The organism is Pauljensenia sp. UMB6358 (assembly GCF_030216865.1).
In the GTDB taxonomy this organism is placed as follows: Bacteria; Actinomycetota; Actinomycetes; order Actinomycetales; family Actinomycetaceae; genus Pauljensenia; species Pauljensenia turicensis_A.
Window position 1 is genome coordinate 1 of sequence record NZ_JASOMS010000007.1, and the last position, 21806, is coordinate 21806.

The 21806-nt window shown below is 57.3% G+C and carries 19 protein-coding genes, 1 tRNA gene and 1 riboswitch; of the genes, 4 read left to right on the forward strand and 16 right to left on the reverse strand.

Translation table 11 applies throughout. The annotated features are described in order from the left end of the window. Positions 1–47: 47 nt before the first annotated feature. Positions 48–1520 (reverse strand): AI-2E family transporter, encoded by a 1473-nt coding sequence (locus QP381_RS06005; RefSeq protein WP_285068083.1) that lies wholly within the window; start codon positions 1518–1520, stop codon positions 48–50. Positions 1521–1637: 117 nt separating this feature from the next. Between QP381_RS06005 and msrA the strand changes: the two genes are divergently transcribed. Continuing rightward, positions 1638–2243, forward strand: a complete 606-nt coding sequence (gene msrA, locus QP381_RS06010; RefSeq protein ID WP_219585375.1) for a peptide-methionine (S)-S-oxide reductase MsrA — start codon at positions 1638–1640, stop codon at positions 2241–2243. 114 nt (positions 2244–2357) lie between these two features. On the opposite strand, the gene QP381_RS06015 is transcribed toward msrA, so the two are convergent. Further along, entirely contained in the window at positions 2358–2753 is a 396-nt protein-coding gene (locus tag QP381_RS06015) for an FKBP-type peptidyl-prolyl cis-trans isomerase (RefSeq protein ID WP_285068084.1), read from the reverse strand. 70 nt (positions 2754–2823) lie between these two features. After that, positions 2824–3771: a Bax inhibitor-1/YccA family protein gene (locus QP381_RS06020; RefSeq protein WP_285068085.1), complete on the reverse strand. Its 948-nt coding sequence runs from the start codon at positions 3769–3771 to the stop codon at positions 2824–2826. A 231-nt stretch (positions 3772–4002) separates the two neighbouring features. On the opposite strand from QP381_RS06020, the gene QP381_RS06025 reads away from it, so the two are divergent. Beyond that, positions 4003–4076, forward strand: a tRNA-Leu gene (locus QP381_RS06025). A gap of 39 nt (positions 4077–4115) precedes the next feature. On the opposite strand, the gene QP381_RS06030 is transcribed toward QP381_RS06025, so the two are convergent. From QP381_RS06030 to pth, 7 genes are all read right to left on the reverse strand, one after another. Further along, entirely contained in the window at positions 4116–5081 is a 966-nt protein-coding gene (locus QP381_RS06030) for a Ppx/GppA phosphatase family protein (protein WP_285068086.1), read from the reverse strand. 101 nt (positions 5082–5182) lie between these two features. Next, a complete protein-coding gene (locus QP381_RS06035) occupies positions 5183–5698 on the reverse strand; it encodes a DUF501 domain-containing protein (RefSeq protein WP_103632071.1) in 516 nt (171 codons plus the stop codon). 37 nt (positions 5699–5735) lie between these two features. Next, a complete protein-coding gene (locus QP381_RS06040; RefSeq protein WP_103632033.1) occupies positions 5736–6578 on the reverse strand; it encodes an FtsB family cell division protein in 843 nt (280 codons plus the stop codon). Between the two features lie 201 nt (positions 6579–6779). Then, complete coding sequence (gene eno, locus QP381_RS06045; protein ID WP_219585382.1) at positions 6780–8060, reverse strand: phosphopyruvate hydratase; 1281 nt, start codon at positions 8058–8060, stop codon at positions 6780–6782. Between the two features lie 184 nt (positions 8061–8244). Then, a complete protein-coding gene (locus QP381_RS06050) occupies positions 8245–8823 on the reverse strand; it encodes a hypothetical protein (protein WP_219585384.1) in 579 nt (192 codons plus the stop codon). Between the two features lie 90 nt (positions 8824–8913). After that, on the reverse strand, positions 8914–12522 hold the full coding sequence (mfd, locus tag QP381_RS06055; protein WP_285068087.1) for a transcription-repair coupling factor: 3609 nt from the start codon (positions 12520–12522) through the stop codon (positions 8914–8916). A 3-nt stretch (positions 12523–12525) separates the two neighbouring features. Next, positions 12526–13137, reverse strand: coding sequence for an aminoacyl-tRNA hydrolase (gene pth / locus QP381_RS06060; protein WP_179369857.1), 612 nt, complete (start codon positions 13135–13137; stop codon positions 12526–12528). A 147-nt stretch (positions 13138–13284) separates the two neighbouring features. On the opposite strand from pth, the gene QP381_RS06065 reads away from it, so the two are divergent. Both QP381_RS06065 and QP381_RS06070 read left to right on the forward strand, forming a co-directional pair. Beyond that, positions 13285–13833, forward strand: a complete 549-nt coding sequence (locus tag QP381_RS06065; protein WP_219585388.1) for a 2'-5' RNA ligase family protein — start codon at positions 13285–13287, stop codon at positions 13831–13833. Between the two features lie 74 nt (positions 13834–13907). Continuing rightward, on the forward strand, positions 13908–15038 hold the full coding sequence (locus tag QP381_RS06070) for a YhjD/YihY/BrkB family envelope integrity protein (RefSeq protein WP_179369859.1): 1131 nt from the start codon (positions 13908–13910) through the stop codon (positions 15036–15038). 150 nt (positions 15039–15188) lie between these two features. Here QP381_RS06070 and QP381_RS06075 read toward each other — a convergent pair whose 3' ends face one another. The 6 genes from QP381_RS06075 to purU form a co-directional block, all read right to left on the reverse strand. Beyond that, complete coding sequence (locus QP381_RS06075) at positions 15189–15995, reverse strand: exodeoxyribonuclease III (RefSeq protein WP_103632040.1); 807 nt, start codon at positions 15993–15995, stop codon at positions 15189–15191. A 27-nt stretch (positions 15996–16022) separates the two neighbouring features. Further along, a complete protein-coding gene (gene argF, locus QP381_RS06080; protein WP_103632041.1) occupies positions 16023–17021 on the reverse strand; it encodes an ornithine carbamoyltransferase in 999 nt (332 codons plus the stop codon). A gap of 65 nt (positions 17022–17086) precedes the next feature. After that, positions 17087–18319, reverse strand: coding sequence for an arginine deiminase (locus QP381_RS06085; RefSeq protein WP_181002097.1), 1233 nt, complete (start codon positions 18317–18319; stop codon positions 17087–17089). An 83-nt stretch (positions 18320–18402) separates the two neighbouring features. Further along, positions 18403–19296 (reverse strand): bifunctional methylenetetrahydrofolate dehydrogenase/methenyltetrahydrofolate cyclohydrolase, encoded by an 894-nt coding sequence (locus QP381_RS06090; RefSeq protein ID WP_103632043.1) that lies wholly within the window; start codon positions 19294–19296, stop codon positions 18403–18405. After that, positions 19293–20585, reverse strand: a complete 1293-nt coding sequence (gene glyA / locus QP381_RS06095; protein ID WP_103632044.1) for a serine hydroxymethyltransferase — start codon at positions 20583–20585, stop codon at positions 19293–19295. The genes QP381_RS06090 and glyA overlap by 4 nt, the downstream gene beginning before the upstream one ends. A gap of 40 nt (positions 20586–20625) precedes the next feature. After that, positions 20626–20709: riboswitch (ZMP/ZTP riboswitch) on the reverse strand. 203 nt (positions 20710–20912) lie between these two features. Further along, positions 20913–21779, reverse strand: coding sequence for a formyltetrahydrofolate deformylase (gene purU, locus QP381_RS06100; RefSeq protein ID WP_103632045.1), 867 nt, complete (start codon positions 21777–21779; stop codon positions 20913–20915). Positions 21780–21806: the final 27 nt, after the last annotated feature.

The window sequence follows — 21806 nt, forward strand, 5'->3', positions numbered from 1 at the left end:
GGTCAGTAGTCTTGGGCTACTGACCCCGCCACACGTGTTGAACAATCTTAAACGCTACCTAGCCTCCCTGGGCTTTCCATGCTCTGGGCACTTTCAGTGCCGTCCATATCCGGTTTTTCCCCTGGAACGGGGGCCTCACGCCTAGAAGTGGACGCAACCGATCCGTCAGCCACGATCTGAGACGCCGCGTCTTGGGATGAAGATTGAGCGGGGGCCTCGTTGACGTGCGTCTTCGACGCGTACGATGCTGCGACCATTTCATCGAGCATTCCAGGAGGACCGCCGGGACGATCCTGCTTTGTTGCCAGCTCTGGCATGGAGTCATATCCGTGCAGGTAGAGGAACGTGGCATTCAAGAACGCCGCAATCGGAACACCGAAAACAGCGCCAGGAATGCCGCCCAGCGAACCAGCGCCTGCCACGACAAGCAACACGGCTATCGGGTGAAGAGAAACAGCGTGAGACATCAACAGAGGCTGAAGAAGATTCGATTCGATCTGCTGAACAACCAAGATAACAACCAGCATGATAACGCCAGCCGTAATCCCCTGATCAACCAAAGCAACCAAAACAGCGATGGCACCAGACACCATTGCGCCAGCAATCGGAACGAAGGACGCAAAGAATACGACCACAATGATCGGAAGAACCATGGGGAGCCCTAAGAAGAAGGCTCCCAAACCGATACCCACCGCGTCGATAGCGGCAACTTGAATCTGGGTTCGAACGTACGAACCGAGCGTCACCCAGCCACGAATCGCAGATTCGTGCAGAGGAGTACGTGCCGGAGCTGGGAACAGTCGCACAATCCACAGCCAGATTGTGCGTCCCTCTTTAAGGAAGAAGAACAGGCAGAACAGCATGATCAGGAAGCCGGAAACCAGCGATACCACCGAGGATGTGACCGAGTAGGCCTGGCTGAAAATCTGCTGCACGTTCTGCTGCACATAGTTGGTAATCTGAGTCATCGCACTGGTGACAACGTTGTCGAAGACCGTCATGTCGATCTTCCATGGCAACTGAGCCAACCAGTCACGGAACGTATCAAGACCACCGCTAGCCTTCCTCATCAGATCAGGCAACTGCATGGCAATTTCTGTTCCCGCCTGCGACAGAGCACCGGCGACAAGCGCAACCAGGAATAGCAGACCCAGAGCTGCTGCCAGCGTCCTCGGGAGCTTTGCCTTTACTGTCAGCCAACGCACAAGCGGTTCAAGTAAGACAGCAAGAAGCAAAGCGATCGCGACGGAAATAATCAGCGTCCAGATCTTGGAGGCAGCCCACGCGATACCCGCAGTTGCGATCGCAACGACAATCAGACGCCATGACAGTGCGGCAGATAAGCGAAGGGGCCAGGGAACGGACCTTGTTGCATCGCGTTCACTTTCAAGCGTATCCCCGCGGTGAAACTCCATCGTGGGCTCTTCTGCGCCGACGGCATTCTTGTGCTCCGCTTCTGACGCAAACCGAGCAACAAACGCACCAAGGCGCGCTTTGTTCCGTCCGCTGCGATCAAACATCGCGACCCCTTTCACTGTTGAACTGTTTCAAGACTACCCAAGACCATGTACAAATTCCTTTGTAGCCTATTTCCTCCTCCTGTCGCGCCTTGGCGTATTCAGTGTTTGGATGAAGCCATGAAAAACCTGACTGACCTTTTCAGCGGTGGCAGTTTCATTGCCCCTGTCGCTCTCAACGCTCCCATTCACACCGAGCCCGGAAAAAACGAAGAAATCATTTATTTTGCAGCGGGGTGTTTCTGGGGAGTCGACAAAGCCTTCTGGAATACTCCGGGGGTCGTTGCAACCGCAACGGGCTACATGGGTGGCACGCTGGAAAACCCCTCCTACGACGACGTCTGTAGCGGGCTGACCGGCCACGCTGAAACCGTGCGTGTTGTCTATTCAACCGAAAAGACCAGTGTGGCTCAGCTCATTTCCCTCTTCTTTGAGATTCACGATCCGACTCAAGTGAACCGCCAGGGTAACGACCGTGGGCCCCAGTATCGCGGTGCAATCTGGATTTCGACGGATGAACAGTTGGCAGTGGCTCTCGCTGCCCGTGATGCGTATCAAGAAAAGATCAGCGAAGCTGGCTTCGGCCAAATCGCAACTGAGATCGCCCCCGCATCCGAAGCCGGTCAATTCTGGTACGCAGAGGACTATCACCAAAAGTACCTGTTTAAGAATCCCAACGGATACGAATGCCACGCACGAACAGGGATCCCCTGCCCGATCGTCTAGTCACCTCGCATGTCAACACCCAACGTTTTCCGTTCGGCTTGTGCGCATATATACGAGGCCGCGCCCGCAGCAACGCATTGTGCTTGCTACGGGCGCGGTTCGTTGTCTCTGAACTCAGGCAACGCCCATGATGTCGGTGACGAACACCAGCGTGTCACCGCCACCGATACCTGCCTGCGGAACACCACGTGCGCCATAGCCGTATTCCGGCGGAATGGAGAGCAGAACGCGCGAACCAACGCGGTGGCCCAGCAGGCCCTCGTCCCATCCGCGGATGACCATGCCAACGCCGATCTGGAAACTCAGGGTCGCCCCACGATCGTAGGAGTTGTCGAAGATATCGCCACCGAACACCTGGCCAAGGTAGTGGCAGTGGATGGTGTCTCCGGCTTCAACGACATCGCCGTCGCCTTCTGTCAGGACCTCGACAAGAAGTTCGTCGGAGGGAGCATTTTCGAAGGCGAGCTGAGGCTTACGGGCAAAGTCGCCGGTAACAGTGATGTTTTCCATGAGGATTCCTTCAAGATTCGTGATGCACGGTAAAGATTCGATTCCTTGCGTTGGAATCGGAGAGAAAGAGTCAGTTGTCCCTGAATGCTGCGATGAGTCGCAGAATCTCTAGGTACATCCACACGACGGTGACCAGAATACCGAAAGCACACATCCACGCATACTTTGCAGGAACGCCCTGCTCTACACCGATTCGCGCTTGGTCAAAATCGCCGATCAGACAGGCTGCTCCAACGAAGACAGCCAGCAGACCAACGACAATGCCCAGCGGAATACCCATCACAGTAATCGAGTCGAAGCCACCGGAGGAAAGGACACCCGTCAGGGTCAAAACCCATGACAAGAGTCGGTAAACGAGGATGCCGATCAGTGCAATCAGCGTGAACTTCATCAGCTTCGACGAATTACGGACCTTACCGGAAGCAAAGAGCGCAAGGGTCACACCGAAGACGGCGGCCGTCGCAACGAGTGCTTGAACGACGATTCCGGGGTACATCAATTCGAAGACGGCAGAAACTGCGCCAAGAGCCAAACCCTCGAAGGCTGCATAAGCGAGGATCAGAGCGGGACGAATCGTCTGAGAGAACGAATTCACCATCGCCAGAATGAAGCCAACAAGCACGCCAACACCGGACAGCGCGATCGCCATCGACGGGTTCACGGCAGACAGCATCCACGTTGCCGTAGCGGCAACCAGCAGGACACCCAGGGAAATTCCGGTCTTCATAATGACGTCGTCGTAGGTCATCACTCCACGGTCAACAGCATCCGCGGCCGGCGCTTGGTACATCGACTCCATCTGAGACTGCGTGTACTGCCCGTAGTCCATCGACGAGGCCGACCCAGCTTGGGTGGAATACGAGTTCGCCGCCGAATATGGGTAACGCTGATCCGCAGCGTTAGCGGCGCTCGGTTGCGATGATGGAGTGTATCCGGGCATTGTGGGGTATCCCGCCGGCGTGTACTGCGATTCCTTCGCCCACTGAGTTTCAAGCTTGTCAAAAACTGGGTTAGACAACTTCTGGCCTCCTAGGTCTTACGTGTCTATCTCTATTGTCCCATGACTATCACGGACTTTCCCTAGAAGAAACCGCACAAAACCGCCACAAAACCTGTGTCTTTCCTGAAAACACTCGTCCCCACCAGACGGAGAAGGCCTAAGAAAGCGGTGAACAAGCGCGCATGGCCGGCAGATCCTTATGCTCAGGCAGTGCGTTCTTTAGGTTAGAATGAGACGCGCACATGCGCGGCCCCCATGGCCCAATTGGCAGAGGCAACCGACTTAAAATCGGTGTGTTGTCGGTTCGAGTCCGACTGGGGGTACTTTTCACTCCCCACCTATCTCAGGCAATTCCTCTGGGCCTAGGCAAGCGATATGGCAATGCCATCAAGAATGTCATGCTCGGACGTCACAACATGGTCAATGACACTCCCCTGCTCAGTTGCGCGAGCAACAACACGCTTGACGATACGGCTCCAAATCAGCGCACCCGCCGCAATCACATCTTCACGCCCCTCAGGCATAAACCCGAGAGCGGCCTTCACCTTCGTCGGTTGATCCACCATGAAACGCACCGCTTGATCAATCTGATCAAGACTCAACGACGCACCGTGAATGAGTTCCGGCTGGTATGTCGCAAGCCCCAAAGCCTGAGCGGTCAACGTCGTGACAGTGCCAGCAACACCCACCAATGTCTTCACACGCTCAAGGTCAACAACCTTTTGCGCCCCATCGAGCTGTTCATCAATCCACTCGATTGCACGCTCTTGATGAGCAAGGGGAATTCCCGCTTCCGGATCACAGTCAGCAAAGAATTTTTCTGTCACGCGCACTGCACCCATATCGACAGAAATTGCCTGACGAACCTCAGTATCGCCCAAGACCAGTTCGGTCGAGCCACCACCAATATCGACGACAAGCATCGGGCTTTCGACGCCTGCCCCTAGGTCAGAGACTGCGCCCGAGAAAGACAGGGCGGCCTCGAGCGTTCCTTCAACAACCTCCGGCTCGATGCCGAGAATCGAACGAACAGCATCGATAAATTCATCACGATTGGACGCATCCCGCGACGCAGACGTCGCCACAAACCGCACCTTCGACGCACCCAGGCGGGAAATCATGCGCTCATACTCAACAACGGCATCAATTGTGCGATCAATCGCAGCCGGATCGAAACGACCCGTCTTATCTACTCCCTGCCCCAAGCGAACAATACGCATCTGACGAGTCAAATCAGTCAGGCGCACACCGTTTTCATCACGCTCCACATCGGCAACAAGCAACCTGATGGAGTTCGTTCCACAATCAATACCAGCGACACGATTCATTAAATACACATTCCTTTTCGGGGCACACTCCCAAGCTACGCCGTCACCTAATCAACGACACCATCATTGCCACACAACAACCGCCGGTCGGAAACCACCAATTAGCAGGAGCAGTGCTGAGCGCTCCACATCCCTCGTTCTTCCATCATCGCTAACGCGCGATCACCAATCGGATTCACACCGGGACCCGCTGCCAGGGCATGACCAACCAGAGCATGAAGGCACTTGACACGCGTCGGCATGCCACCAGCGGAAACACCCGAGATTTCAGGAACATCCCCCAATTCGAGACGACGTTCAATATAGTCATGATGAGCTGCCTGGTACTGAACGGCAACCTCTTCATCATTGGCCAGCAGGTCATTGAAATCTTCCATGACATGCTCGGCCTCGAGCGTTGAACACGCCTTCACGATCGGAGGGCTGGTCAGATAGAACGTCGTCGGGAACGGACTACCGTCTTCAAGACGCGGGGCCGTCTTCACGACAGTCGGACGGCCGCACACGCAACGTGCACCAATACCGACAACACCACGAGGCACACGATCCAACTGCTCACGCAAAACATCCAGATCTGCTTCGGTAGCGATCGACGGGTCTTTCCCCACTTCGGTCACGATAACGTGCTCCTTACGATTTGGCCGCGACACGCGGCTATTGAGATTGAGCGCTTTGCGCGCCACTGGGCGCTGGCTGATCACCAGACTGCGATGGTACAGCCTTCGACTGACCCACTTCAGCTTCGTCAGCTTCTTGAATCAGTTTACCGACAACTTGAATCCACGGCCTTGCTGGACCTTCAGGCGACGCAGCGTTGATCTGCGCTTTGTCCACATACTCCTCGCCAGGATCAACCACCGCGTACTGCACCTCACCCGGCTTCACGTACCCGAGTCGTTCACGAGCCTGCGAGGCAATGAACTCCGGGTCGCTCCACAAGTCGAGCTGCTCACGCATCTGAGCATTCTGTTGCTTCGTCTGTTCTACCTTCGCGGTGATGTCGCGAAGCTCCTGCTCCTGTTTCCACCACGCATACAAATTGGGGACGAGCAATGCCCCAAGCACACCAACAAGAACAACAACGGAGAGCAAACGCGTCGAAAGCTCCAGACCGCCAACAAGGAACGTCTTTCCTTCAGCAAGACGGCGTTCTTGGCGAGCTTTCTTCTCTTGACGACGCTCGCGAACTTTAGCTCGACGGCGTTCTTCACGACTCTGCGGAACACGTGCAGGACGGAACTGATGAGCTGAAGCGGCGACATTCGCCTTATGAGCGCTACGAATCTCCCGTGCTCGCTCTAGGCGTTCTGCGGGAGAGGGTGGCACCTGCACATCTGCCTGCACCTTTGCGCTATCAGACTTCTTGGAGCGCTTGAACAAGGATGATTTTTCTGAAGCCTTCTGATCCTTTTTGGGCGCGGTTCCACGCGATAGACCACGATTGTGGTCTGGTCGTCGGGGCGCTTGGGGGCGCTCACTGCGTGGATTACGAGGCATGCTTCTAATGGTGCCCCACTTCGGGCTTTGGCGCGCGTCAGCCTAACGGCGAGCCGAAGCGTGCACCTGTGATGTGCTCCAACTTTTAGGTTTCATTGACTTGATACAGCAGTGGGCCCCGAACCGACGGTTCGGGGCCCACACGTCGCCTCAGCGCGTGAGCACATCGTCGACGAAGCGTTTTTCCTAGCTACGCTCAGTTCAGCGACCGAGGCGCGGGAAGGAGGAACGGCCAGCGTAAACAGCTGCATCGCCGAGTTCTTCTTCGATGCGCAGAAGCTGGTTGTACTTGGCAACGCGCTCGGAACGAGCCGGTGCGCCAGTCTTGATCTGACCGGAGTTGGTGGCAACTGCGAGGTCAGCAATGGTGACGTCTTCGGTCTCGCCGGAACGGTGCGAGGTCATCGAACGGTAGCCGTTACGGTGTGCTTCCTCAACCGCATCGAGGGTTTCGGTGAGCGAACCGATCTGGTTGACCTTAACCAGCAGAGCGTTGGCGGCGCCAAGCTCGATGCCCTTGCGCAGACGCTCCGGGTTGGTAACGAAGAAGTCATCGCCAACGAGCTGGACGCGATCGCCGATCTTGTCGGTGAGGGACTTCCATGCATCCCATTCGTCTTCCGACAGCGGGTCTTCGATGGAAACCAGCGGGTACTTCGAGATGAGGTTCTCGTAGTACTCAACCATGTACTCGGTCGTGCGGCCTTCGCCTTCGAACTGGTACAGGCCGTCTTTGAAGAACTCAGAGGAAGCAACGTCGAGGGCGAGAGCAACGTCTTCGCCGGGCTTGAAGCCGGCCTTTTCGATTGCTTCGATGATCAGGTCGAGTGCTGCAGCGTTGGACTCGAGGTTCGGGGCGAAACCGCCTTCGTCACCGAGGCCGGTGGACAGACCGCGTTCCTTGATGACGCCCTTGAGGGTGTGGTAGACCTCTGCGCCCCAACGGAGGGCTTCGCGGAAGGTCGGTGCACCGATCGGAGCGATCATGAATTCCTGGATGTCAACGTTGGTGTCGGCGTGCGAACCACCGTTGAGGATGTTCATCATCGGGACGGGCAGAACGTGAGCGTTCGGGCCACCGAGATACTGGTAGAGCGACAGGCCAGCGGACTCAGCTGCTGCGTGTGCAACGGCGAGGGAAACACCGAGGATGGCGTTTGCACCAAGCTTGCCCTTGTTCGGGGTGCCGTCGAGATCCAGCATGATCTGGTCGATGGTGCGCTGATCTGCAGCGTCCTCGTCGATCAGTTCGGGGGCGATGATGTCGTTCACTGCGTCAACGGCGTCCTGAACACCCTTGCCCAGGTAACGGCCCTTGTCGCCGTCGCGACGCTCAACTGCTTCAAATGCGCCGGTGGAAGCGCCTGAAGGCACGGATGCACGTGCAAGCGTTCCGTCTTCGAGCAGGACCTCAACCTCAACGGTCGGGTTACCGCGCGAGTCCAGAATCTCGCGAGCTGCAATAGCCTCAATCCTTGCCACGTCATTCTCCAATCGATCAATTTCGTGGACTGTTGTCAGTCATAACGGTAGTACGTTTGCGGCCGTTCGGCCTAGTTGCAGACGCAAATCTGAACAAGCATTCACGTCTTGTGGGGTGCGATGATCCGTTCAGCCGCCTTTGGTCCCGATCTTTGACGGAACCAAGGAGGAATGGATCACACGATCACTCGCCAGACCCAGCTCCGCCACCGGTCTGGCCAGCCGTGAAAACGGAAGCATCCACAACGTCACCGAAGATCGGTGACTTGAGGCTGCCATCTTCTTCAATCGTGCCGTAACGAGGGTTGATGTCAACCTGCTGCGTAGCAGCGATTTCCTTGTAGTCCTCAGCGAGGGTGGCAAGCGCATCCTGGCCCATCTGGTCCAGCTGAGCTTTAATCACCGAGTAGCGAAGAATCTCGGTCAGAACGGGGCTGAAGTCACCGGATGGAGCATGAATACGTCCCTGGTCAACAAGCGACGCAACGAACTCATTCACCTGCTCATCGGTTGCAGAAATCTGGTTCTCATTAGCCAGCTGCGTGAACTTCAAAGCATCGGGAAGCATGGCAACAAGGGTTGCGCGACCCATCGGCTGGCCGGTCAACTCAGCGTACTGGGAAAGGGCGTCTGAAACATCAGCTTCGGAGTAGTTGACGCCGTTCACTGAAACTGCGGTGCCCGGGTGTGCCGAGCATGCTCCGAGTCCCAGGATGGAAATGCTTGCTACAGCAACCATTGCTGCTTTCTTTACGCTGAACACGTAGGTCCTCCCTGCCGTATAGCCCATGTTGGCCACGATTATTTTATGACACGTTCCTTTAAAAGTGCTGAAAGCGCCATGATGATGAAATCAGGCGTTAAAAGGGACAAGAATCTTCGTTACCAAAGTTTCAACCCAATCCAGCAACGCTTCATCCGTGAGCGGTTCTCCGCCGATTCGACTAGTCATGGGAAGGGGAACCATGACCTGTCGAACAGCAGCTTTAATGACCGCACCCGGGTGTAAACGCTTCAAGCGAAGAACCTGAGACTCGCGCAGGTCTACCGGACCAACACGCAGATACTTGCCCTGGGTCACGATCTCTTCAATACCGGTTGCGCGCACGATAGTGCGAAGGCGAGCAACATCGAACAGCAATTCCACATTGCGGGGCAACGGCCCGTATCGGTCAATCAGTTCCTCGCGCACATCGGCTGCTCGCTCGGGCGACGTGATCGACGCAATCTTGCCGTATACCTCCAAGCGCAGACGCTCACCGGGCACATAGTCCTCAGGAATGTGGGCATCAACGCTCAGATCCATCCGCAGGTCGCTCTTCTCTTCAGGAGCCTCGCCACGATAGGCTGCGACCGCATCGGCGACCATCCTCACATACAGGTCGAAGCCAACCCCTTCAACATGACCGGATTGAGCCCCGCCCAGCAGGTTGCCGGCACCTCGGATCTCTAGATCCTTTTGTGCGACAGCAAGCCCTGCACCCAGGTCGGTATTCGCAGCGATAGTCTTCAGGCGCTCATGCGCGGTTTCCGTCAGAGTCTTGTCCGCCGGATAGAAGAAATACGCATACGCACGCTCGCGGCCTCGTCCCACTCGACCACGCAACTGGTGCAATTGGGACAAACCGAACACATCGGCGCGATCCACGATCAGCGTATTCGCATTGGAAATATCCAAGCCGGTTTCCACAATGGTGGTACACACCAGAACGTCGAACTCGTGGTTCCAGAAGTCGACGATCACGTCCTCTAGCTGGTGTTCGCTCAGTTTTCCGTGAGCGATCCTCACGCGCGCCTCGGGAACGAGTTCCTGAATGTGGGCTGCGACCTTCGAAATTGAATCCACGCGATTGTGGACAAAAAACACCTGTCCGTCACGCAGCAACTCACGGCGAATTGCCGCACTGACCTGCGCATCCGTGTACGCTCCAACAAAAGTCAAAACCGGCTGGCGTTCTTCTGGTGGAGTCTGCAGAATCGACATCTCGCGAATACCTGACACTGCCATTTCCAGCGTTCTTGGGATCGGCGTGGCCGACATCGACAGCACATCCACGTCGGTGCGCAGCGCCTTCAGCGTCTCTTTATGCTCAACGCCGAAACGCTGTTCCTCGTCAATCACGACAAGGCCGAGGTTCTTGAACACCACCGTTCCCGTCAGCAAGGAATGAGTGCCAATCACAAGGTCAACGCGCCCCGAGGCAAGCCCCTCTTTCACCTCTTGCGTTTCCTTCGGCGTTGAAAAACGCGAGAGGGACGCAATGGTCACGGGGAAGCCCGCGTAGCGTTCGGTGAAAGTTTCGACATGCTGTTGTACAAGCAGGGTCGTCGGAACAAGCACAGCAACCTGCTTGCCATCTTGAATTGCTTTAAACGCAGCGCGAACAGCGATTTCGGTCTTTCCGTATCCGACATCGCCCGTCAGCAGGCGATCCATGGGGATCGGCTTCTCCATATCAGCTTTCACTTCATCAATCGTCACCAGCTGATCGGGGGTTTCCACATATGGGAATGCATCCTCAAGTTCGCGTTGCCACGGAGTATCGGGGCCGAACGCGTGTCCTTTGGTTGCTTGGCGAGCAGCGTAGAGGCGAATAAGTTCCTTGGCAATCTCGTTGACCGCTTTCTTCGCCTTCGCTTTCCGCTTCGCCCAGTCAGCTCCACCCATCTTCGTCAGCGTCGGCTGATCCGAACCCGTGTACTTGGAAATCTGTCCAAGGGCATCGGTCGGAATAAACAGCTGATCCCCACGCTGGCCTCTCTTTGAAGGCGCGTACTCCAAAACCAGATAGTCACGGGTGACAGATGCGGAGCCACGTCCCACGGTGCGCGAGACCATCTCAATGAATCGGCCGATACCATGTTGCTCGTGGACGATGTAGTCACCCGGGTGCAGTGACAGCGGGTCGACACCCTTCTTGCGACGCGAGGGCATCCGTCGCATGTCCCGGGTTGTAGAACCCGTACGACCCGTCAGATCCGACTCCGTGAGGATAACGAACTGCTCACCCGGCAGGACAAAACCCTGTCCAGCTTGCGCGGTCGTAACGGCAACCGAACCGGCTTCGACAGGAGTCTCAATATCATCACGCAGAGTTGCCCGAACCCCTGCTTCAGCCATAATTGTGCGGATTCGGCGTGCAGGACCGGGGCCTTCAGTTGTGATGACAATCCGCCAGCCCTGCGACGCAAGCTGCTTCAAATCTGCGCTCGCCGACACAAAATCGCCCCTGTACGAGCGTACGTCACGCGCTCCCATGCTCATCAGAGTTGGGGACGCAACCACTGCCTTCGTCTCTTCCGCGAGCGCGTCGGAAGTGTCCTCGCCAAGCGCGTCGGAAGTGTCCTCGCCAAGCGCGTCGGCAAGTTCGGGTGGGGGGAGCGTGGTCAATTCCCACCAGGCACGATCGTCCGACTTCCAGATGTCCTCGTACTGAAGGAACGAGGCCTCGCCTGCTTGAATGGGCACGTGCCCCCCACCGGCGGCGGCGGACCAGGCGGCCGCTAAGAATTCTTCGGTCGTTGCGATCAGGTCTTGGGCGCGGGCAGCGATCCTCTCCGGGTCGCAGGCGATAATCGGGCTATCTGCGGGCAGAAGGTCAAGCAGACGATCCATGCCGGAGGTCAGAACCGGTGCCAGGGATTCAATGCCGGGCGCCGCGATACCTTCGGAAGCGAGTGCCAGCATTTCTGCCGCTCCTGGAAGCTCGGTGGCCAGTTCGCGTGCGCGAGCTCGCACGGCCCTATTGAGCAGGAGCTCACGGCATGCGGTTGCCCAGAGGCCGTCCGGTGCTTCCCCTAAGGTTCGCTGGTCTTGAAGAGAGAAGGCACGAATCTCGTCGACTTCGTCCCCCCACAACTCGATGCGTAGTGGATGCGCTTCCTGAGGCGGGAAAACGTCAAGGATTCCACCGCGAACGCTAACTTGTCCGCGAGATTCGACCATGTCGGTGCGCTGGTATCCCAGTTCGGTCAGTCGGTCGACAAGATCCGTCAAGTCAACACGATCCCCGACTTTGACGCGTACGACTTCAATGTCAGCCAGACCTCGAATAATTGGCTGGAGGAACGCGCGGATCGGGACAACAAGAACCGAAAGTGGACCCGCATGCGGATCGCCTGCAACGGGATGGACCAGCCTGCGGAGCACAGCAATACGACGGGCCATCGTGTCGACCTGAGGTGAAAGACGCTCATGCGGGAGCGTTTCCCAGGAAGGGAACATTTCAACACTGTCCGTCCACGACCTCAGAGCAGCAGTCAAACGTTCAGCTTCACGCCCTGTCGCAGTCAGGGCAATCAGTGGCTGTGCCTGTCCGTATTCGCTTAGAGCAGCAAGAACGGGCGGATGCGCGCCAGCGGGAGCAACAAAACAACCGTTCCGTGCCGACGAGATCGAACCGCATGCCTGATCAAGTGCAGAATCTGAGGCAATGATGCCTTTTAAACCGGTAAGGTTCACTCTTTACTTCCCTGAGTTCGCTGAGTGCAGAGCCATCTGAGTCGGAGCAAAACCGTTTGTCACGATGGATTCGACAACATCGGCAGCATTTTCAAAGGTCACGTCCCATTCGGGGCGGTCTTTGGCGCTCAGACGAGCAAGAACAAAGTCTGCGGGGGCCTGCCTGCCTGGCGGGCGACCGATACCAATACGCAGGCGATGATAGTCCTTCGTTCCAAGGACCTGAGAAATGGACTTCAACCCGTTGTGGCCACCTTCGCCACCGCCCTTTTTCAAGCGAAGCTCATGCGCCGGAAGATCCAGATCATCGTGAATGACTAGAAGATGACCGGCATCGATTCCAAGGAACTTCATCAGTCGGCCAACCGGGCCACCCGAGGTGTTCATATAGGAATCCGACTTTGCAAGCACAACCTTCGGACCGGGCACACCACCGGGAAGAATTCCAAGACGCACATCCGCTACGTGGGTGCCACTTCGATGAGATGACCACGATGCACCTGTACGTTGGAGCAACACATCTTCGGTCAACTGACCGACATTGTGACGGGTCACAGCATACTGCTCCCCCGGATTACCAAGGCCAACAACAAGCCACGCGGATGAAGACGTCATACGTCGATTCTGCCATTAGCGTCCACACAATGACGTATAAGGCGTTGCACACCACGCGGACCGAAGTGGGTTAGCGGGCATATGCGTTGCTCACGTAGGCTTGTCAACAGCTACTCCGTTTGTTCACCATCTACCCTAGGCATTGCAATGTTTCTTCCTCAGCGTTCCCCCGGCCAAGACTGGCTCGGTGTCGTTGTTGCAATCCCGGAGCCGTGGGTCACACAGCTGACAGAACTTCGCTTGAACCTCGGAGATCTTCAAGGGTCGATGGTGCCGGCGCACATTACGATCCTTCCGCCGACGCCGTTCCCCTCGGGCGAGCGTCCCGAAGTCATTCGTCACCTGCGTGAAGTGGCAAAACACCACCGCCCCTTCCGCGTGGCCCTCAAAGGCAGTGGCTCATTCCGTCCGATTTCACCGGTTGCCTTCCTCAATGTGGATCACGGTGCGCGTGAATGTGAAAGCCTCGCCGACGAAGTCCGCACTGGGCCGCTGAACATCGAGCAACGTTTCCCCTACCACCCGCACGTCACCTTGGCGCAGGGTCTTGAGGATCCTGTGCTTGACTTGGCCGAAGATATCGGCGATACCTTCGAAGCCTCGTGGATTGTCCCCGGATTCCGCCTCGACAAAGTCGATGAACGAGGTATGTACTCCACCATGGCCCTATTCGACTTCGAAGCAGCCACACTCTAATCTCTTCACCCCCTCGCTCAGGGGATCCGTCACGTTCGTTGTGTCCACTCATCCGCCACCGTTACGGTGAATACATGACGAAAGAACAGGTGGCCTCGTCCCCTCAAACACAAGAGGATGCCATCCCCACTTCCGCACCCCCGCGTCTCGGCGACGCGCTCCGCGCCCCGACCCTGGGCGATAAGGTCGCCCAACTTGGCGCCTGGTGGGCACATACGCGCCTGGCGCGCATGCTCGCACGCTACAACGGGGTCTCCGGCAACCTAATTTCTTCAGGCATGGCCCTGACCGCAATCCTGTCATTGACCGCCGCTTTGACCGTTCTTGTCACTGTTTTCCTGTCGATCATCGGCGACAATCAGGAGCTCCGCACCGCATTCTTCGATGCGATTGCGCATGCCATCCCATCCCTGATCCAAACAGATGACAACCCGAACGGCATGGTCAGCCCCGATGATTTCGTGATGACCGGAGCCGTGTCGATCACCGGCATCATCGCTCTTGCGATCATGACGTGGAGTGCCATCGGCGTGATTGGACAGCTCGCGAATTCGATTCGCAAAATGTTCGCGATCCCCACGGTCCCCGACAATCCGGTGATACAGATTCTGCGTAACGCGCTGGGGGCACTCGGCCTTGCGCTCTCCATCATTCTGGGCGCCGGCCTTGGCATTGTCGTCGATCTTGGTGGCCAGTGGATCCTAGGCACGATTGGTTTGTCTTCCGGACCCGTTGCCACCGGCCTGCTGAAAATTGCTTCCTACGTGGTCGCTTTCGTCGTCTATGCGCTGGTCACTTGGCTTCTCATCTGGGTTGTCGCACGCGTTCATCCTCCGCGCAAAGACCTGATCTGGGGGCTGGCAATCATCTCAGTCGCATCGATCGTGCTACGAATTCTTGGCACGTCTGCAGTCAGCGCTTCGTCGAGCCCACTCCTTGCGGCGGGCGCTTCCATCATCACGCTGATCCTCTGGATCAACCTACAAATGAGAGCTTTCCTGATGGCATGCGCGTGGATGGCAAACCCGCCGGCACCCGGAAAGCCCGCGGATGCTGACGAAGTCCATTTCACAGAACGCCCGAACTACATCACCTGCTCGGATCCGCGAACACTGCTCTGGCCACACCACCCGATTTCCGGGGAAGTTCGCCCCGACCCGTTGTATTCGGCAAGCCGTGACTTGGAGTGGCAGACGATCAAGTAACTGCCCTCCGCCGTTAGTTCACGAGGCCGGGCAAGCTGAATACGACTGTGGGGGAACACCAGATGGTGTTCCCCCACTTCGCTTGTTTCATGCTCGAGTTGAAAAGAAATCCAGAAGATTCCCTTCCAGGACCCACGACAGCCCTAGCGGTCAAACCTGGTAGGTCACGGTGAGTGGTGCATGATCAGAGAATCGCTGGTCGTAAGCCTGAGCGCGCCCGATCGCGAATGCAGTCGCGGTCGATGCCAGAGTCGGAGTTGCATAGTGATAGTCGATGCGCCAGCCCGTGTCGTTATCGAAGGCTTTGCCTCGCCACGACCACCACGTGTACGGCCCCTGCACGTCACCGGCTAGGTCACGAACAACGTCATGCCAGCCGGCATCGACCCAATCGTTTAAGAATACGATTTCCTCGTCCAAGACACCCGCACGTTTATTGTGGTTCGGCGTCCAGTTCTTTATGTCCTGACGTGAGCGAACAACGTTGTAGTCACCGCAGACGACAGCCTTTTCACCCGACGCAAGAATCTCAGCCATGCGCTCGCCAATGCGAGGCAGATGAGCCATCTTCGCTTCTTGCTTCGGCGTATCCTTTTCACCCGAATGGAAGTATGCGGACACAACACGAACACTCTGAGAGTCCGCGGTGACAACGGCTTCAATCCAACGCCCAGAGTCAACGTCAGTGTCCGAGTCCCCCAACCCTGCGCGAACATCATCTAGGGTTGCACGGCCTCGTCGCACTGCAATCGCAACACCCGCGCGACCTTTGATGCGACACGGCTCGGTGGCAAGCAACCACTCTTGCCCCAAGATGTCTTCGGTGATCTGAGTATCGGCGCGCACTTCCTGCATCAGCAGAACATCCGGGTCTTCGACCGCAATCCAATCAAGAAAACCACGTTTTACCGCTGCGCGGATCCCGTTCAGGTTAATGCTTGTAATCTTCACGCTTATCCCTTGTGCGTTGAATTCGGCAGGGTGTCAGTCGCCCAGCGTGGCAACCATGACCGCCTTGATCGTGTGCATACGGTTTTCTGCCTGATCGAAGACGATCGAAGCGCCTCCTTCGAAGACCTCGTCGGTCACTTCGATACCATCCATACCGGTGGCTTCAAACAGCTGCTCACCGATCACGGTCTTACGATCGTGATACGCCGGCAGGCAGTGCATGAACTTTGCCTGCGGGCCAGCCTTTTCCATCAGCGAAGCATTCACCTGGTAGTCACGTAGCATCTCGATGCGTTCATTCCAGACATCTTTCGGCTCACCCATCGACACCCAAATGTCAGTGTGGACGAAGTCAACACCCGCAACACCTTCATCAACGTTGTCGGTCACCGTCACCTTCGCACCGGTTTCTTCGCCAATACGGCGTGCGTGAGCGATGCATTCTTCATCCGGCCAAAGTTCACGCGGCGCAACAATGCGGACATCAGCTCCGATCAACGCGCCATTGACCAGCAGGGACCGACCCATGTTGAAACGAGCATCACCAACGTAGGCGTAGGACACCTGATTCAGAGGCTTACCAGCGTGTTCACGCATGGTCAGTGAATCGCAGAGCATCTGAGTCGGATGCCAGTCATCGGTCAGACCATTCCACACCGGAACACCGGAGAGCTCCGAAAGAACCTCAACCTTTTCCTGCTCATCACCGCGGTATTCGATACCGTCAAACATGCGACCCAGAACGCGAGCGGTATCAGCAGTCGACTCCTTGTGTCCCATCTGCGAACCGGAAGGATCTAGATAGGTGGTGTGTGCCCCCTGATCGAAAGCTGCCACCTCGAAGGAGCAACGCGTGCGCGTCGACGTCTTCTCGAAGATCAGCGCAATATTGCGCCCCTTGAGGTGCTGAACCTCGGTACCATTCTTCTTCGCGGCTTTGAGTTCAGCTGCCAGATCAATCAAAGACAGCCATTCGGCAGGAGTGAAGTCGATTTCGCGGAGGAACGGACGACCATGAAGAGCGTGAGGCATGGATGCTCCTTGTGAGATTGTGTAGGTCTGAAAGTAGGAACGTTGAACGTTCGAGGCGTCAAACGTTAAACGCGTGCGGGTAAAGTATCGCGCACAATCGGGCAAGTCATGCAGTGCGCCCCGCCACGTCCGCGGCCAAGTTCATTGCCGGGGATCGTAATGACCTCGAAACCCTGGTCCGAGAAGTAGTCGTTCGACACCGTATTTCGTTCGTATGACATGACGACACCGGGCTCTAGGGCAAGGAGATTCGAACCGTCATTCCACTGTTCGCGTTCGGCGGTCAAAGAATCCGTGGGGACCGTCAGCACGCGGATGGAATCGAATCCCAATCCGGCAGCGATGACGTCATACATCTCATCAGCTTCGTGAACGGTGATATCCAATTCGCCAGCAGCACCGGGGCGAATCACCTGAGTACGAACCTTCCCCAACCCGGCATAGGCAGTAAATGTTGCTTCATCGAGCATCGTGAAAATCGTGTCGAGGTGCATCTGAGCACGCTTCTTTTCGATCTGCAAAACAATCACGGTGGACGCTACTTCGCCGGCAAAAAGCCTGCGAGCAAGACGTTCAATTCCCTGTGCAGTCGTACGTTCTGAGGCGCCAATAATCAGTGTGTCGTTTCCAGCGTTAATGATGTCGCCACCTTCGATTGTGGCCTGGCCGTCAAGAGTCCCGTGATTCCAGAAGGGGATGTTGAGATCAGCGAAACGCGGGTGCAACCGGTAGACGATCTCTTGGTTGATCGTTTCGCGACGACGAGCCTGTTTCCGCATAGACAAAACCGCAACTCCCCCGCCGATCCACGACGAGGTGTCACGAGTGAACAGGTGGTTCGGCAACGGGGCAAGAATGAAGTCATCCAAGTCCATTCCGGAGATCCAGGCGGACTTCGGTTCATCGATCTGTTCTAAAAGCTCACGCTTCGTCATGCCGGCAATCAAGATCTCGGCAAGGTGAGACGAATCCAGTCCGGCTGTAAAAGCGCGGAGTGAATCCAAAGCTGCAGGACCAACCGTTTTATCGGTGAAAACGAGTTCCAGGGCTTCATCACGACCGCCTGGAACTTCGAGGGCTTCAGTCAAAAGAGTCGAAAAATCAAGAACCTCGATGCCATGACGACGCATCTTTGAGGTCATCGCATCGTGTTCTTCTTGGGCGCGCTCCAACCAGATCACGTCATCGAAGAGGAGTTCTTCCATGTTCGTTGGCGTAATACGCGACATTTCGTTACCGGGACGGTGAACGAGGACTGTCTTCAGCGCACCAACTTCAGATGTGACTGACGGATTCAATGAACTCACTATCTTCAACTCCAACATATGTGGCACTGGGGCGGAGCCTCAACGCCAAGGCTCCACCCCACCACCACAAACAGTTACGCGAGGCGCTCTGCTGCCTCGACAACGTTCGTCACCAGGAGCGCGCGAGTCATGGGACCTACGCCCTTCGGGTTCGGGGACAACCACGATGCGACCTGGTCAACACCGTCTGCAACGTCGCCGCGCAGGCGAGCCTTACCGTCTTCACCTTCAACGCGGGATACACCAACATCGAGCACTACTGCGCCCGGCTTCACCATGTCTTTGGTGATCAGTCCAGCACTACCCGCTGCGGCCACGACAACGTCCGCCTGACGCACGTGAGCAGCAAGATCCTTCGTGCCGGTGTGGCAGACGGTGACGGTTGCATTGATTTCCTTGCGGATCAGTAGCAAACCAATCGAACGGCCAACAGTGACACCGCGACCAACAACGCACACATCCTTGCCACGAAGGTCAATGCCGTGTCGTTCCATCAGTTCGATGACGGCGCGAGGCGTGCACGGAAGCGGAGTATCGATCGGCCCAGAGCCACGAAGAACCAAGCGACCAAGGTTCATCGGGTGCAGGCCATCTGCGTCCTTCGCAGGATCAATGCGTTCTAGGATCGCGTTCTGGTCGATGTCCTTCGGCAGTGGCAACTGAACGATGTAGCCCGTGCATGCCGGGTCAGCATTCAACTGGTCAATCGCTGCTTCAATTTCAGCCTGCGAAGCCGTTTCCGGCAGGTCAACGCGGATGGATTCGATACCCACTTCAGCGCAGTCGCGGTGCTTGCCCGCAACGTAGGACACCGAACCGGGATCTTCACCGACGAGGATCGTGCCAAGGCCGGGCACAACACCACGAGCGCGGAGATTCTTCACACGCTGGGCAAGTTCCGCCTTGATTGTGGCAGCTGTACCCGCACCGTCGAGGACCTTAGCGGGCCCTTCCCAGGGAGCCCTCATTCGCCAAGTCCAACGTAGAGCGGACGAGCGTCGGTCAGAGCCTTCACGCGTGCGCACAGGCCGTCAACGTCAACCGATGCGCCCGATGCCCCCTGAACCAGCGTGGTGCCGATGATGTCGGCGACCTCAGCGAAGTCCTTGGCGTCGAAGCCACGGGTTGCTAGAGCCGGCGTGCCGATACGCAGACCGGAGGTGCGCATCGGGGGACGCGGATCAAAGGGAACTGCGTTGCGGTTGACGGTAATGCCGACCTCGTGCAGAAGATCTTCTGCGTCGCGACCGTCCAGCTTCGATTCGACGAGGTCAACGAGGACCAAGTGAACGTCGGTACCACCGGTGACCAACTTGATGCCGGCTGCTTTCGCATCGTCTGCATTGAGACGATCAGCCAGTAGCTGAGCACCTTCGAGAGTGCGACGCTGGCGATCCTTGAATTCTTCGGTCTGCGCGACCTTCATGGCGATTGCCTTTGCGGCAATCGCGTGCATGAGCGGACCGCCCTGCTGGCCGGGGAAGACTGCGGAGTTAATCTTCTTGCCCCACTGCTCGCCACGAGACGACAGAATCATGCCCGAACGCGGGCCACCGATCGTCTTGTGGACGGTAGTGGTGACAACGTCAGCGTGCGGGACTGGGCTGGGGTGCAGGTCTGCTGCGACAAGGCCGGCGAAGTGTGCCATATCGACCCAGAGTGCTGCGCCGACCTCGTCAGCGATCTCGCGAAATGCCGCAAAGTCCAGATGACGCGGGTAGGCGGACCAGCCGGCGATGATGACCTTGGGGCGCTCACGCAGAGCAGCTTCGCGCACCTGCTCAGCCTCGATACGCATGGTCTGACGGTCGACCTCGTAGGCCACCGCGTTGTAGTTTTTGCCGGAGAAGTTGATCTTCATGCCGTGGGTCAGGTGACCGCCGTGAGCGAGGGACAGGCCAAGAATCGTGTCGCCCACGTTTGCCATCGCCATCAGGGCTGCAGCGTTTGCCTGCGCGCCGGCGTGTGGCTGAACGTTGACGAAGTCGGCACCCTTGAAGACCTGTTGTGCGCGCTCGATCGCAAGGTTTTCTGCGACGTCAACGGCTTCACAGCCACCGTAGTAGCGACGACCCGGGTAGCCTTCCGCGTACTTGTTCGTCAACACGGATCCCTGCGCTTCTAGGACTGCGCGCGGGACGAAGTTCTCTGACGCAATCATTTCGAGGGTCGCCCGCTGACGTGCCAGTTCAGCGTCGAGCACAGCCTGAATCTCGGGATCCAGCTGGGCAAGGGTCATGTCATTAAGGGAATCCATTGGGTTCTCCTGCTCCTTGAACTGCCGATTTCTCGGTCGGCGCCTTAGCCCAGGCGGGCGGCTATGGTGCCTGTTCATCGCTCCCCGGTGGTTTCCCACCTGTTCGCCAGTCACGACTCATCCACCATATCGCGAAGCGACCAGTTCGCGCACTGCCTTCCCACGTACGAGGCCGCCTCCATCTAGGCACTCCCAGCCTGCTATGGGGCGGATGTGGCGAAAGCCGAAACCGTCGCTCACACTCACCAGCGAGAAGCGGTCTCGGCCTCGTGAATCAATTCCTCAGCAGTGCGTGCGTCACGCATCCGCCTGGGGAATAGACGAAAACTAGCGGGAGAACACCACGGTTCGCGTGCCGTCCATAAGGACGCGACGCTCGGCGTGCCAACGGACTGCCTGAGCCAAAACGCGACGCTCCACATCCTGGCCAAGCGCCACCATGTCCGGCGTGGAGTCGGCGTGCGTCACGCGCGTGACGTCCTGCTCGATGATCGGGCCCTCGTCCAGGTCGGCGGTCACGTAGTGTGCGGTCGCACCAATGAGCTTCACGCCACGATCATGCGCCTGCGCGTACGGGCGAGCACCCTTGAACGACGGCAGGAACGAGTGGTGAATATTGATGACGCGCCCCTGCATTTCTTCGCAGACCTTCTCAGACAGAATCTGCATGTAGCGTGCCAGAACAACTAGCTCCACCTTTTCCGAGCGGACCAGGTTGAGCAACTCACGCTCAGCGTCAGCCTTCGTTTCCTTCGTCACCGGAATATTCAGGAAGGGAACGCCGTAGAACTGAGCAACGGGAGCAAGATCCGGGTGGTTACCCACGACCGCGACAACCTCGATCGGCAGGCCCTGGCTACGCTGACGGTAGAGCAAGTCAGTCAGGCAGTGGCCCTCGCGCGACACCATGATGACCGTACGCAGGCGACGACCGAGGGCATCAATATGCCAGGTCGCATCAAAAGTCTTCGCAACCTTCGCCAGACCTTCTTCGACGGGACCTCGACCGACCGGCGAGTCAACCTCAATACGCATGAAAAACAGTCCCGAATCCGGATCCCCGAACTGCTGGGACTGAATAATATTGCCGTTCACACTGCCGATCACACCCGTCACCGCGTGGACAATACCCGGCTGATCCGGGCAGGACAGCGTGATGACAAGCTTCGTGTTTTCTACGGTCGATTCACTCATGGGTACAGATTAGCGGAGGCGGACGAG